The sequence below is a fragment of the Lactobacillus sp. W8172 genome (assembly GCF_016102055.1).
GTDB lineage: Bacteria > Bacillota > Bacilli > Lactobacillales > Lactobacillaceae > Lactobacillus > Lactobacillus apis_A.
The window spans coordinates 235,165-249,252 of the sequence record NZ_JACFPG010000002.1 but is presented as its reverse complement, the minus strand read 5'-3'; the positions used below and the strand labels follow the sequence as shown (position 1 = coordinate 249,252).

Below are 14,088 nucleotides of genomic sequence, written 5' to 3'. Positions count from 1 at the left end.
TAAAAATCGAAAACTTTCCGTTATATTTATAATTCATCTGGTAATGACCAGTCTATTAGTCTAAAATTGATTTTGAAAGCGAATTTACAAGTTTTAAAAGAAAGGCAAAAATTATGACCTATTATATTCACGCAGATAAATTTTTCCTTGAAAATGTAACGGAAGACGGCGGCTATCTAGAAATCCAGGATGACGGCAAGTTTGGCTTTTATTACTCGGAAGATGAAAAGCCTGAAGGTAAAATTGTCGAATATACTGGTAAATGGATTGCTCCCGGACTAGTTGATACACATGTTCACGGTTCACTAAAAGAAGATGTAATGGTAAGTGAGTGGGATGGAATCAACCGTCTTTCTGAAGGCTTTTTACGTTCCGGTGTTACTAGTTGGCTACCAACGACCTATACTGCTGATGAAGTCACTCTGACTAGAATTTGTCAGATGTTTGGTGCACATAAAGGTGAAGAAACTGGTGCAAAAGTCCAAGGTTTACACTTCGAAGGACCATACTTTACTGCTGAACATGCTGGGGCAGAAAACCCTAAGTACTTACTAGACCCTAGTGTTAAGCAATTTAATGACTGGCGTGACCAATCTGAAGGTTTACTAAATAAAATCTCACTTGCTCCAGAACGGGCAGGCGCTAAAGAATTTGTTCGCACAGTGACAAAAGAAGGCGTTGTTGTATCATTAGGTCACTCAAGTGCTACTTATGATCAAGCTAAAAGATGTGTTGAAGCGGGTGCAACTATGTTTACCCATACTTTCAACGGAATGCCTGATCCATCACATCATGATTCTTCAATTTCCAACGCAGCAATGGACTTACATAATGTGACTGATGAATTAATCTGTGACGGTCACCACGTTAAGGAGGAAATGGTACGCTCGTTAATTAAGGTTAGGGGCTCAGAGCACATTTGTTTAATTACTGACTGTATGGAAGCAGGAATGATGCCTGATGGCGACTACATGCTTGGCGAATTACCTGTATATGTTAAAGATGGTATGGCTCGCTTAAAAGATGGCGATAATCTTGCCGGCAGTATTTTACAGTTAAATACTGCAGTGAAAAATGTTGTTGACTGGAATGCAGCGACTCCTGAAGAAGCTATAATGATGGCATCTTATGTTCCAGCTAAAAGTGCTAATGTCCTAGACAAATGTGGTTCGATTGCACCTGATAAGGCTGCAGACTTCATTGTTTTGAACCCAGACATGACTTTAAGTGAAACTTATTTGAATGGTAAATCACGTTACAAGGCTTAAGCTCAAAAATAAAAGCACCATGGTTTTAAAATCATGGTGCTTTATTTGTTGAGGAATTATTTTCTTTCCTGAATCTGCCAATTTAAAATTAGTATACTTTATCAAAACTAGTGCAACTAAAATTACACAAACAGTTTTAAATAATATTTATAGATTGATATGATTAATAATTAAAAAAGTAGAGTTAATGTTAGTAGGAGAAAAAATGATTATCAACGTTTTACAACACACCCCAAATGAAAGACCAGGCTCAATTGAAGCGTGGGCAAAACAACATCATCATGATTTTTATGTTTATCATCCATACCAATTTGGTATCTTACCAACAGCACAGCAAACTGACTTTTTAGTTATTTTGGGCGGACCAATGAGTCCAAATGATGACTTACCATGGATTGCGCAGGAACGGCAGTTAATTAAGGAGCTGCTAGATAAAGATGTTCCTATTCTGGGTGTTTGTTACGGTGCACAGCAAATTGCTAAAACGCTAGGTTGCCAGATAAAAAAGGCACCAGTAAAAGAAGTAGGTTGGGCACCAGTTGAATTACAGTCAGACAAGATTAGTGATTTGCCACAAGAACTAACTGTTTTACATTGGCATGAAGAAATGTTCGAAATACCTGAAGAAGTTGATGTGCTTTTTTCTAACGAAAATTTGACCAATCAAGGATTCGTTTTAGGTCACAAAGCTGTCGGACTGCAGTTTCACTTGGAACCTGAACAAAACAATATCAATGAAATTGTAGTAAATGATGCACAGTACATTGAAGGCTCCGTCTTAAACCAAACAGCAGAGCAGATTATTAGTAAATCAATACCTGTCGCTAATAGAGAGGCAATGTTTAGTATTTTAAATTATCTTGCCAAGGCTAATTAATTGTTATTGCAAAAATAAGATTTAAATTTGCCTTATTTTTATAGTTAACACAAAAAAGCTCTATCGGTGAAATAGAGCTTTTTTGTATGAATCCAGATGGATATCAATTAATTATTCATGATTATTTTATCACGATGCGCATTAATATACAGCACCATCGTAGAAATTGAAACGTGCTTTGTCGAAGTCAAAGTCCTTAAGTTCGCTAATTTTAATTGCGTTATCGCAAACGCCCCAGCTCATTAAGTTAATTGGCTTACCGTAATCTTCGTCAGGGATAACTAAGACAATGTATTTACCTTGGCTCATTGCATAACCAAGTTCCATCCCAAGACCAACATCTTCTTCTTCAGGTAAGTAAACACCAATCATGATGTCACTTGCTTTAATACCTGTTAAATCACCACGGTAGGTTGCAGTTGCCCATTCACGGTCATGTAAGTATTCTGGGTGCTTACCAACATCGATTCCCTTGTATTGGTTGTCAAGTGGGATATAGCTATTTTCAAGGTCAATGGTTGGGTTAGCGTCTAGAGCTTTCATCGCATCTTGGTAAGCTTTATTTTGTTTTTCGTTGAACCAGCCAGCACCAAAGTAAACAGTCTTTGCTTTGTTCATTTGTGTCTCCTTTTTAATATTAATTCAGATAAATTTTACGCAACTTACTGATCTCTTCATCAGTTATTTTCATCATATCATGTAAATAGTTTTCAACGCCACCATAATTTCGTTGTAATGTTTCAATAACATGATCAATATATTCGGGATGCACAGTTTGTAAGTCTTTTAGGTTGCTTAAGCCTGCTTCGTTTGCGCCCTCATCTTTTGCTTTTTGAAGAAGACTGTTAACAAAGTCTGTTGTTGCGGCATTGGTGAAAAGATAGTCTTGCTTAATTGTGTCTAGCGGAACGCCTAAGGCAGTTAGTGCCAAAAGTGCCGCAAAACCAGTTCTATCTTTGCCGGCTGTACAGTGAAAAATCACGCTACGGTTTTCTTCATCATTTGCAAGCAAGACATCGAAGAATTTTCGGTAAGCACGTTGTGCTGATTCACTTTTAATCATGTCATCGTAGGCGATAAACATATGATTATAGCCATCTTTAGGGTTTTGATTATCTTGACTTAAGACTTCGTCAATTCCTTTTGATGACTCAGTCAAGTCCTCACTGAAAACAGGGTCAAAATCATAAGTAGCACCTTCTGGGACACGATCAGGTTCACGTTCAACTTCATCTTTACTTCTGAAGTCAACGACGTATTTTACGCCGTAATCTTGTAGATACTTAAGGTCGTTTTCATCAAGTGATGCTAAGTTAGCAGTTCTGATTAATTTATGCTTCTTAATCATTTTGCCGTCTTTAGTTTGATAGCCGCCTAACTCACGAAAGTTACGGCCATTTTTGATGTTAAGTAATTGATTTTCTAATTTTATCGTCATTGCATTCTCCACCCTTACTTTCTGACATAAAATCCATTTTAACAATAAAGCTATGTCCAAACAATTATAAAAAAAGTAACTGCTAGCGAAACTATGTTAAAATAAGCTTAGAAAGAATTTCTAAAGGGTGAGGACACAAGTATGAAACAAGACAAAATTTTAGTTCCAGTTGACGGTTCAGAATCAGCTGAAAGATCCTTTGATAAAGCAGTTAAAATTGCAATGACTGAAAATGCCCACGTTGATGTTCTAAATGTCATTGATACTAGACAATTTTTAGGGGAAATGCAGGATACACTAATTACGGGTGATACTGTTTATCAGATGACACAAGATGCAGAAAAGTATCTTAAGAGTCTGAAGACTTGGGCTCATGACAACCTAGGTTTTGATGATCTTGATTACCATATCCGCTATGGCAGTCCAAAAGCTATTATTTCCTATGACTTTATTAAAGATCATCATAATAATTTGATTATTATGGGAGCTACTGGTCTTAACGCGGTTGAGAGAATGTTAATGGGTTCAGTAACAGAATACGTTAACCAGCATGCATTGGCTGATGTACTTATTGTACGTACGGACGTTGATAATAAGCCACTTAAATAATCTTGAATTTAAAAATTTAAGGCATATACCTTGGTGTATGCCTTTTTGTATCGTAAAAAAGTTGTTGCACCTTTGTTCGTGATTGTTATATTTTTAAAACAATAATTTAAATATTATCGCCAATTTTGTGTAAAATCGCGAATATTTATGATATTATTTTATTGTAACGAACGTAATGCTGCTTTTTGAGAAAGGTGCCGAAAAATGAGAACAAAGAATGTAACAAATAAATTTTTGGGGCAACTACAACTTTTTTCAATGGCAGACTTATTTGTTCATTTTGCTAATAACAATATCAAACAGAGCTTGGTGTAGTCGGAAACATCGTGCTCTTTTTTGTTGGGATTTTTACCACTTGTGAAAGAAGATGAAGTAATAATACGAATTAATCATCTGAAAAATTGATAACAAACAGATTGTCGAAATATCGTTAGTTTTAAGGAGTAAAAAATGAAATTGTCTAAAGTTAAGAAATTTCTGTTAGCACTTTTCTTATTGTTTTTAACCGCTGGCTTAACTGCCTGCTCAAGTGGTAAATCAACTTCAAAAAGTGATGGTACGCCAAAGTCACTGAATGTCCAATTTGTTCCTAGTGTCGGTGCCAACAAGCTCGAAGCTCGTGCAAAACCAATGGAAAAATTATTATCAAAACGTCTAGGCATTCCAGTTCATGTTTCAATGTCAACCGACTATAACGGTTTAGTAGAAGCAATGAAGTCAAAGAAAGTTGAAGTTGGTTTCTTACCATCTGATGCATACATTTTGGCTCATAAACAAGGTGCGGCTGACTTGCTTTTGCAATCAGTTCGCTATGGCATTAAACAGCCGGGCGGTGTAGCAACTAAGAAACTGGTTAGCTCATACAGAAGTGAAATTTTAGTCAAAAAAGGTTCATCAATTAAGAGCTGGAGGGACTTAAAGGGTAAGTCAATTTCTGTTCAAGATGTTACTTCTGATTCCGGTTATGTTTTCCCAGTAGCAGAATTGAAGAAAAAGGGACTCGATGTAACTAAGAGCTGCAAGATTGTTTCAGTTAAGGGTGCAGACCAAGGTGTACTAAACGTACTTAATGGCGACACTGATGCAGCCTTCGTCTTTGAAGATGCCCGCAACAACGTTAAGGCTGACGAACCTAAGATTATGGATCAAGTTGTGCCAATCTACTTCTCACAAAGAATTCCCAATGACACAATTTCGGTTATTCCAAGTTTGCCAAAAGCTTTCCAAAAGAAGTTAGCTAAGGCATTCATTTCGATTGCTCATTCTAAAGAGGGTAAGAAAATTATCGAAAGTGTCTATAATCAAGAAGGATATACCTACGCTAAAGACAGTGATTACGATATCATTCGTGAATATAACAAGATCATTGCCTCAACTAAAAAATAAACCAGACTAAGTTATTATTTGGAACGCATTTACCTTAAATTTGGTCTCAGACGAAGTTTTCTGATTAAATTACTTTTCTAAAGGAAACATTTCTGCTATTATTTGTAAGAATAATTTACGGACTGTCGAAAGGGGAGTTAGAGGCATGCAAAAGTATGGATTGCGTACAGCATTCATCAAAGACATTGTTGGCAGCTCTTTTCGTTCCCTTAAAAAAGAGGGTAATGTTCGTTTCTTAATTAATAATGTTATTACCAAAAGACTTAGTATAATTCACGTTACGTGTTAATTAGATTAGGTCTTTTTTTATGTCTGGGAGGGCACGATGAAGAAATTTAAAAAAGTTTTAGCTGGTGCAGCCGTTATGTTAGTTGCATTAATGGCTACTGCATGTTCTGGTAAAAGCAAGAGCGATAACAGTAGTAGCAATGGCACACCAAAGTCATTGAACGTTCAGTTTGTTCCTAGTCAAGCTGCTACTGAACTTGAGTCACGCGCAAAGCCTTTGGAAAAGATGTTATCTGATCGCTTAGGCATACCAGTTCACGTTTCAATGTCAACTGACTACAACACGGTTGTCGAAGCGATGAAATCCAAGAAAGTTGATGTTGGTTTCTTGCCACCAAGTGGTTATGTGCTAGCACACGAGCAAGGTGCTGCTGATGTCTTATTACAAGCACAAAGATACGGCGTTAAGCAACCTGGCGGCCGTCCAACTAAGGACTTAGTTAATTTCTACCGTGCTGAAATTTTAGTTAAAAAGGGTTCAGGAATTAAGTCATGGAAGGACTTAAAGGGTAAATCAATCTCCATCCAAAGCCCAACTTCTTCAGCTGGTTACGTTTACCCAATCGCTGAATTGAAGGAAAAAGGTCTTGATGTTAAGAAGAGCTGTAAGCTAGTTACTGTTACAGGACAGGACCAATCAGTTTTGAACGTTTTAAACGGTGACACTGATGCAGCATTTGTCTTTGAAGATGCACGTACAATTGTGAAGAAAGACAACCCTAAGATTATGGATCAAGTTGTGCCAATCTACTTCACTAAGCCAATTCCAAATGACACAATTTCTGTTGTTCCAAGCATGTCTAAATCATTCCGTAAGAAGTTAGCAAATGCATTTATTGATATCGGTAAATCCAAGAAGGGTAAGAAGATTATCGAAAGCATTTATACTCACGAAGGATACGTTCCAAGTAAGGACAGCGACTTCGATACTGTTCGTAAGTATGACAAAATTGTCGCATCAACTAAAAAATAAGAGATAAAGGAAGTTTATAATGGCAGATTCTGCAGTTAAGCCAGTAATTGAATTAAAAAACGTTAAAAAGGTCTATGGCAAAGATGTTGTTGGTTTGAAGGACATCAATTTAACGATCAATAAGGGTGAATTTGTCGTTATTGTCGGCTTGTCTGGTGCTGGTAAATCAACACTTCTGCGCTCAATTAATCGGTTAATTGATATTACTGAAGGCGATATTCTAATTAATGGTGAGTCAATTACCAAGGCTAAGGGAAAAGAATTACGGATGTTGCGTAGAAATATCGGTATGATTTTCCAAAGTTTTAACTTGGTTAAACGTTCAAGCGTTTTGCGCAATGTTTTGACAGGTCGCGTTGGTTATTACCCAACCTGGAAGAGTACTCTCAACCTCTTTACTAAAGAAGACAAGCAACGCGCTTATGATGCATTGCAACAAGTTGACCTTGCAGACAAGGTTTACACACGCGCTGATGAGTTGTCCGGTGGACAGCAACAACGTGTGGCAATCGCACGGGTGCTAACGCAAGATCCTGATATTATTCTGGCTGATGAGCCAACTGCTTCACTTGACCCACAGACTTCGCGTCGTGTGATGCAAGACTTAAAGATGCTTAATGAAAAGCATGGCATGACCGTGGTAATTAACTTACACAGTGTTGAATTAGCACAAGAATTTGGTAAACGGGTTATCGGTGTCCGTGCCGGTGAAATCATTTACGATGGCAAAATGAGTGAAACACCTAAAGAAACATTTGATCAAATCTATTCCGGTGGTGACCAAGATGAGTAGTACTGAAGAAGAAACTCTAATGACACTGCCAAAGAAAAAGTTCAAAATTTTGAACTTATTCTGGATTATTCTCTTTGTTGTTGGTTTAGTTGTTTCAACCAAAGTAACCAAAACCAGCTTAGGCGCACTTTTTGCTAACTTTGGTCAATTTGCGGATATCTTTTTGCAAATGTTGCATCCAAATTGGTCATACTTAGGTGCGGTTATTCCGTTAATCCTTGAGACCATTAAAATGGCAATCTTGGGAACAGTAATCGGATCAATTCTTGCCTTTGTTTACTCGTTGTTGATTGCTCGCAACATTGTTAAAAATAAGACAGTGACTGGCATTTTAAGAGTCATTATGAACATTATTAGAACGGTTCCTGACTTGCTTTTAGGTGCAATATTTGTAGCAATTGTTGGTATTGGACCTGTTGCAGGTATCTTAGCTTTAGCAATTTGTACGTTTGGGATTGTTGTTAAGTTGTTCTATGAAGCAATCGAAACAATTGATCCTGGTCCAATTGAGGCCTTAACTGCGGTTGGTGCTAATAAGTTGCAAATCATTGTGTTTGCTGTTTTGCCACAGGTTATGACTTACTTTATTTCATACTGTTTATACGCATTTGAAATTAACGTTCGTGCATCGACTGTCTTGGGTTATATCGGTGCCGGTGGTATTGGACTTTACTTGCAAGAAACATTGCAGGTCTTCGATTACCCTAAGACCGGTACAATTATCATTGCAATTATTTTAGTCGTAGTTCTTATTGACTATGTTTCTTCTAAATCAAGGGAGGCGTTGATGAAATAATGGATACTTCAATGAAAAAACTGTCTCCTAAGCCAGTCGATCAGAAAAAGTGCATAGCGCATTGGGCACTGGCAATCGTAACCATTCTACTGATTGTTTGGTCATGCACTGGCATTGATTTTGGTGGAATTAAGCAAACTGCGGGTCAAATTGCAGGTGCCATTTTCTCTGGTATTTTCCACCCAGATTGGTCGTATGTCTATAATGGCACGGGTGAAGATTTGGTTTCGCAATTGTGGGATACCGTCTGCATTGCCTTTTTAGGAACTTTTATTTCGGCAATTATCTCTTTACCGTTTGCCTTCTGGGCAGCACATACAAGACACAAAAAGTGGTATGTCTCACGGGTTGGTAAAATTGTCTTGGCGATTATTCGGTCATTTCCAGAAATTGTTTTGGCCTTGATGTTCATTAAAGCTGTTGGCCCGGGTTCAGCAGCCGGTGTTTTGGCCTTAGGTTTCCACTCGGTCGGGATGCTTGCTAAACTATTTTCAGAAGCAATTGAAAACTTGGAAGATGGTCCTAACGAAGCAGTTACTGCCGCTGGTGGTTCAAAAACCAATGTGGTCATGTTTTCGATTTTACCAAACCTCTTGCCAGCCTTGATTTCCAATACTTTATACCGATTTGATGTTTCGATTCGTTCGGCATCGGTTCTTGGACTGGTTGGTGCCGGTGGTATCGGCTATCCGTTAATCATCGCCTTACAATACCGGCAATGGAATCGGGTAGGAATTATCCTGCTTGGTATTATCATCATGGTAATTGTCATTGACTGGATTTCCGGTTGGATTCGGAAGAAGTTAGTTTAAAAATAAAACGATTTAACCAATTAAAAAAGTTGGACTACTCAAGAAGTAGTCCAATTTTTTGTTTAACCCTGATATTTGAATGAACAAGTTTCAAGGTGATCGTTGATTAAGCCAACGGACTGTAAAAATGAGTACAGTGTAATCGGGCCAACAAAAGAAAAGCCGTCCTTCTTCATTTGTTTAGCCATTTGTGCGGTAATTTTACTGGTGCTGGGTACTTCTTCGGCAGTTTGCGCATGATGAACAATTGGCGTTTTGACAAACTGCTGCAAGTAATGAGCAAAACTGCCTTCTTTGGCATCAACTGCTAGAATCGCCTTTGCATTTTTGAGCGTAGCCGTGATTTTCATCTTGTTACGGACAATTGAACTGTCTTGCATTAAAAGTGCAATGTCATCATCAGTCATTTTTGCCACTTCTGCTGGTGCAAAGTTTTTAAAAGCCCTTTGGAAGTTTTCCCGTTTGTGCAGAATCATTGACCAATTTAGACCTGATTGAAAAAGCTCTAAAGTTAACATTTCAAATAGGTACTGTTCATCAAGATTGAGTTTGCCCCATTCGTGGTCATGATATTGCTGCATTAATGAGTCGTCTTTTGTGCCCCAAGGGCAGCGGATAAGTTCAGACATCGTTAGTCTCCTTTAATAATATTTTTTGCTATCAATATTAGATACGTAAAAAGTTGTTTTTTTCTTTTTAAAATAAATATTATTGGCCCTTATTTAGCGTGAGTAAAATCTGGTTTAAAAAACCCATTAACGAAAGGTAAAATTTTTTCTTACAAAAAGTGCAATAATAGTTTTTTTGGTATAATATAAAATGAACTTTAGGAGGATATCATGGAAAAGTTAGATACAATGACTCTGGCCGATAATTTGGCCGATAATCAAGAAAGTATTTTAAATAAAGAAACAGACTTTGATGTTGAGGCCGTTTATCGTGTGATTGATAATTTGCATGTATTGCACAAGCCAGTTAAAGACTATTTTGGCATGACTCAAGAGCAATACTATGAAACTGAAAGTGACCACAAGCTTACTTTGATTAACTTGTCAGAGCAATTAACTGATTTACATGACCGCATCTTAACTAACCATGTTGACGGTTACGCTGATCAGAATAAAATTAATCTGACTTATAATCATGAAAATCCCTATGAAGACGATTTTTATAATGAGTCAGTTGATTTACACGTGGTTACTTACAGCTTAAAGGTAATCGGTGCTGTTCAAGTAATTGCACCTAAAGTGTTACAAGAAGTATTGTCTAAAGATGCAGTTTTGTCAATCGGCTTAGCAGCCCACGCATTGGCAGATAACGCGTAGTTTCTGAAGCTGTGGCTGATCGCCCGGCTTTTTTCTTTGGGTTGAGGCACAATAATGAATGTTTTTAAGTATTCAATGGGATTATTTGATCGGAAAAATGGGGCTAAAATGCGCCGTCTTTTTAATAAAAGGAAAAATTCACTCGATCCAATGCAGGAATATGTGACGGTCGGTGAATATCATGTTGATACAGCGCAACATACACCCCAAGGTCTGCCATATAATCTGACCGTTTATAAAGATGAAAATGATGTTTTGCATCAGGCACTCAGTTTAGAAAGTGCTGATAACTTAGCGCCAGAATATGTGCGTGAATTTAGTCCTGAATTAGAACGATACCGTGCGTTTGTTAATCGCAAAACGGGGCGTCGTTATATTGTGGAAGAATACCTTGATGAATTCATTAAACGTGTCAAGGAGCGGACGCATGAGGGTAAAAATTCTGTCAATGTTAGTGTGATTACTGATACCCACTATAAGGATAGTAATAGTACGGATTTTTACGGCTGGAATGGGTTAACCCATGTTAACGAATTTTCCTATCTTGATGATTCCGGTTTGCTCGATCTCAAGGTTCATTTGGGGGACTGGATTGACGGCTCTGACACGGGTTTCTTGGGCGAAAGCGAACTAATTAAGTTACGTGACTCGTTTAAATCAACCAAAGTACCGTATCTGATGATTAAAGGCAATCATGACGAAAACGATAAGTATGATGAGCACCATGACTTAAAAGCATCATTCCCCGAGAATGAATTTGAAAAGATCATGTGGCCGGCAATGTATGCACAACCAGGTGTGCACTATATTTCACGCCAGCACGGTGTTTGTTATTATGATGTCGATGATATCCGCTTCATTTCAGTCAATACCACTGACTTGCCATACATTTTAAATGCTCAGGGTCAAAAGCGTTACGATGCCAAAATCACTTTGGCCGTCAGAGAAGATCAGATGGAAGAAATCATCGAAATCTTGGAGCAATCATCCAATAAGAGCATTGTCTTTATGAGTCACGGCAATCCGATTAACCGTAAGGGCTCGAATGCACTTAAGTACAACGGCCGGTCCCTTCACGAACTACTAGTGGCTTTTAACCAGGGCGAAAAAGGGCAAATGCACTCAAGCAGCGGTATCCCACCAGAATTTCGCTTAGCAAATGACTTTGATTTTACTAATGTGAAAAATGCTCGAATTATTGCCTACTTCTGTGGCCACCGTCACGTTGAAGACCAGTTCAGAATAAATGGTATCCAGTATATTTTGTTTAACTGCTCAGCTTTAATGGGACCGAACCATGTTTTGACGACTAAATATAATAAGAATTGGAATCGTCAAATCGATCATCAAACTGAATTTGCTGGGTACGTTGTAAACATTGATTTGCATCGGCACGTAATCCAGGCCTTTGGTTATGGGGCTGCCAGCAGGCGAAGAATCTTTTACATTTAGGTAAAATGGGTGGACAATTTGGAATTTGGCCGCCATTATCTTATAATGTGAAAGTTAAACTTAAAAACTAACAGGTTACTAACTAAGATTAATTAAGGAAGATAAATCTATGTGCGGAATTGTCGCATTTTATAATCCAGAAATAAATGATAAGCAAGCAGCTATTGGCAAAATGATGGCAGCGATCATGCACCGTGGTCCTGACTCAGATGGTTTTTACACCAACGATAAAGTTGCTTTAGGTTTTAGAAGATTATCAATCATTGATTTACGTGGCGGTAGCCAACCAATTTACAATGAAGACAAAACAAAGGCAATTATCTTTAATGGTGAAATTTACAACTTCCAACCATTAAGAGACGAATTGATTGAAGCAGGTCATACATTTACCACTAAATCGGATACAGAAGTTCTGTTGCACGGTTTTGAAGAGTGGGGCATGGATGGCTTACTTAAGCGTATCCGGGGTATGTTTGCGTTTGCCATTTGGGATGATAACACTCAAACGCTGTATGGCGCCCGTGATTTCTTTGGTATCAAGCCACTTTACTACAGCGATGAGAATGGTCACTTGATTATTGGCTCAGAAATCAAGAGTTTCTTGCAGTTCCCTGGTTTTAAGCGTCGTCTTAATACAGAAGCAGTTAAGCCATACTTGATGAACCAATATAATGACCTTGATGAGACTTTCTTTAAGGGCATCAAGCGGTTCCCAGCAGGCCACTGGTTTGAATATAAAGACGGTCAAATGAAGACCCATCAATACTGGGACGCTGAATATAAGGCTAACACGCTTAGTTTTGAAGAGACGGTTAATAAAATCGACGAAGATTTGCATGAATCAGTTAAGTTGCACCATATTGCGGATGTTCCTGTTGGTGCCTTCTTATCAGAAGGAGTCGATTCCAGTTACATTACCAGCATCTTAAATCCTGATGATGTCTTCTCAATTTCCTTTGACGATGCAACTTATGATGAAGCATCTAAGGCTAAGGCTTTGGCTGACATGAATGACTGGAATTTCTATTCAGACAAGGTTAAAGCTGACGAGGCAATGCATGACTTCCCAGAAATGCAGTACCACATGGATGAACCAGACGCTAACCCGTCAATCATTCCTCTTTGGTACTTGTGCAAGATGGCGCGTAAGCACGTTACGGTTGCCTTATCTGGTGAAGGTGCGGACGAATTATTTGCCGGCTACGTTAACTACGGGATGCACACGCATAACAACGTTATTAAGGTCTTTACTTCTCAATGTAAAAAGTTGCCGAAGAAGACAAGGGTTAAATTGGCACATAAGATTAAAAAGATGCCAAACTTCCCTGGCAAGGTTCACATGTACACCAACTTGGCTGAACCAAGCGAATTTTACGTTGGTCAATCAGTCATCTATGACATGGATTACCCAACTATTTTCACTTCAGAAGACGCTAATGGCGTTTTGAAGCCATCATACCGCAACAAATTAACCGTTAATGGTATTTATCAAAAGGACTTTGAAAAGGTTAGGGATCTTGATAACGTTCGCCAAATGCAATACATCGATTTGCACCACTTTATGCTAAACGATATTGAGCAAAAGGCCGACAAGATTTCAATGGCTCATTCGCTAGAATTGCGTGTGCCATACCTTGACCGCAAGGTTGCTGAACGTGCTAATTCAATTCCAACCGATTACTTGGTTAACAAGTATGATACTAAATACGCTTTGCGTAAGGCATCAGAAAAAGTGCTGCCAGACGAGTGGGCTAAGCGTCCTAAGCTAGGTTTCCCAACCCCAATCAAAGAATGGTTGCAAGAACCACGCTTTTATCAACAAGTGCGTGACTTGTTCAGCGAGGATTTTGTTAATGACATTTTTGAGCAAGACAAAATTTTGCAATTGCTTGATGAAAATTACAAAGGCGATGGCTCACATCGTCGCCAAATCTGGACAATTTACACGTTCCTTGTTTGGTACAAATTATTCTTTGTTGATTACGATGAAACAGTTTCTAAGTATCAACGTGTGCAACCAGAAGTAGCTAGCTTGATTGAACAAGGAAAGCTAGTTTAATAGGAGCAGTTT

The 14,088-nt window shown here is 38.3% G+C and carries 15 protein-coding genes; 12 read left to right on the top strand and 3 right to left on the bottom strand.

From position 1 onward, the window contains the following. Positions 1-113: 113 nt before the first annotated feature. Positions 114-1,268, top strand: a complete 1,155-nt coding sequence (gene nagA, locus H3R21_RS04735) for an N-acetylglucosamine-6-phosphate deacetylase (RefSeq protein WP_046307872.1) — start codon at positions 114-116, stop codon at positions 1,266-1,268. A 205-nt stretch (positions 1,269-1,473) separates the two neighbouring features. After that, on the top strand, positions 1,474-2,145 hold the full coding sequence (locus tag H3R21_RS04730) for a type 1 glutamine amidotransferase (RefSeq protein ID WP_046307871.1): 672 nt from the start codon (positions 1,474-1,476) through the stop codon (positions 2,143-2,145). Positions 2,146-2,286: 141 nt separating this feature from the next. On the opposite strand, the gene H3R21_RS04725 is transcribed toward H3R21_RS04730, so the two are convergent. Beyond that, on the bottom strand, positions 2,287-2,763 hold the full coding sequence (locus tag H3R21_RS04725; protein ID WP_046307869.1) for a nucleoside 2-deoxyribosyltransferase: 477 nt from the start codon (positions 2,761-2,763) through the stop codon (positions 2,287-2,289). Between the two features lie 19 nt (positions 2,764-2,782). Next, a complete protein-coding gene (locus H3R21_RS04720) occupies positions 2,783-3,583 on the bottom strand; it encodes a tyrosine-protein phosphatase (RefSeq protein WP_198183369.1) in 801 nt (266 codons plus the stop codon). Positions 3,584-3,724: 141 nt separating this feature from the next. Here H3R21_RS04720 and H3R21_RS04715 point away from each other — a divergent pair, with 141 nt between their 5' ends. The 7 genes from H3R21_RS04715 (at position 3,725) to phnE (H3R21_RS04685) (ending at position 9,240) form a co-directional block, all read left to right on the top strand. Continuing rightward, positions 3,725-4,192 (top strand): universal stress protein, encoded by a 468-nt coding sequence (locus tag H3R21_RS04715; protein WP_046307865.1) that lies wholly within the window; start codon positions 3,725-3,727, stop codon positions 4,190-4,192. 456 nt (positions 4,193-4,648) lie between these two features. After that, entirely contained in the window at positions 4,649-5,578 is a 930-nt protein-coding gene (locus tag H3R21_RS04710) for a phosphate/phosphite/phosphonate ABC transporter substrate-binding protein (protein ID WP_198183415.1), read from the top strand. 145 nt (positions 5,579-5,723) lie between these two features. Continuing rightward, entirely contained in the window at positions 5,724-5,867 is a 144-nt protein-coding gene (locus H3R21_RS04705; protein ID WP_158593031.1) for a hypothetical protein, read from the top strand. Positions 5,868-5,903: 36 nt separating this feature from the next. Beyond that, positions 5,904-6,839, top strand: a complete 936-nt coding sequence (locus H3R21_RS04700) for a phosphate/phosphite/phosphonate ABC transporter substrate-binding protein (protein ID WP_109715913.1) — start codon at positions 5,904-5,906, stop codon at positions 6,837-6,839. 19 nt (positions 6,840-6,858) lie between these two features. Next, positions 6,859-7,632: a phosphonate ABC transporter ATP-binding protein gene (gene phnC / locus H3R21_RS04695; RefSeq protein WP_046307862.1), complete on the top strand. Its 774-nt coding sequence runs from the start codon at positions 6,859-6,861 to the stop codon at positions 7,630-7,632. Next, positions 7,625-8,428, top strand: a complete 804-nt coding sequence (gene phnE, locus H3R21_RS04690; RefSeq protein ID WP_198183367.1) for a phosphonate ABC transporter, permease protein PhnE — start codon at positions 7,625-7,627, stop codon at positions 8,426-8,428. Before phnC ends, phnE (H3R21_RS04690) begins: the two co-directional genes overlap by 8 nt. After that, positions 8,428-9,240 carry a phosphonate ABC transporter, permease protein PhnE gene (gene phnE / locus H3R21_RS04685; protein ID WP_198183364.1) on the top strand — a complete coding sequence of 271 codons (813 nt, stop codon included), beginning with the start codon at positions 8,428-8,430 and terminating at the stop codon, positions 9,238-9,240. The genes phnE (H3R21_RS04690) and phnE (H3R21_RS04685) overlap by 1 nt, the downstream gene beginning before the upstream one ends. 62 nt (positions 9,241-9,302) lie before the next feature. Here phnE (H3R21_RS04685) and H3R21_RS04680 read toward each other — a convergent pair whose 3' ends face one another. Further along, positions 9,303-9,869, bottom strand: a complete 567-nt coding sequence (locus tag H3R21_RS04680; RefSeq protein ID WP_187158284.1) for a DNA-3-methyladenine glycosylase I — start codon at positions 9,867-9,869, stop codon at positions 9,303-9,305. A gap of 210 nt (positions 9,870-10,079) precedes the next feature. Between H3R21_RS04680 and H3R21_RS04675 the strand changes: the two genes are divergently transcribed. The 3 genes from H3R21_RS04675 to asnB all read left to right on the top strand — a co-directional run bounded on the left by H3R21_RS04675 (position 10,080) and on the right by asnB (position 14,076). Continuing rightward, entirely contained in the window at positions 10,080-10,565 is a 486-nt protein-coding gene (locus H3R21_RS04675) for a hypothetical protein (RefSeq protein ID WP_198183362.1), read from the top strand. Positions 10,566-10,619: 54 nt separating this feature from the next. Continuing rightward, entirely contained in the window at positions 10,620-12,017 is a 1,398-nt protein-coding gene (locus H3R21_RS04670; RefSeq protein ID WP_046307853.1) for a metallophosphoesterase, read from the top strand. Between the two features lie 109 nt (positions 12,018-12,126). Next, positions 12,127-14,076: an asparagine synthase (glutamine-hydrolyzing) gene (gene asnB, locus H3R21_RS04665; RefSeq protein WP_198183360.1), complete on the top strand. Its 1,950-nt coding sequence runs from the start codon at positions 12,127-12,129 to the stop codon at positions 14,074-14,076. Positions 14,077-14,088: the final 12 nt, after the last annotated feature.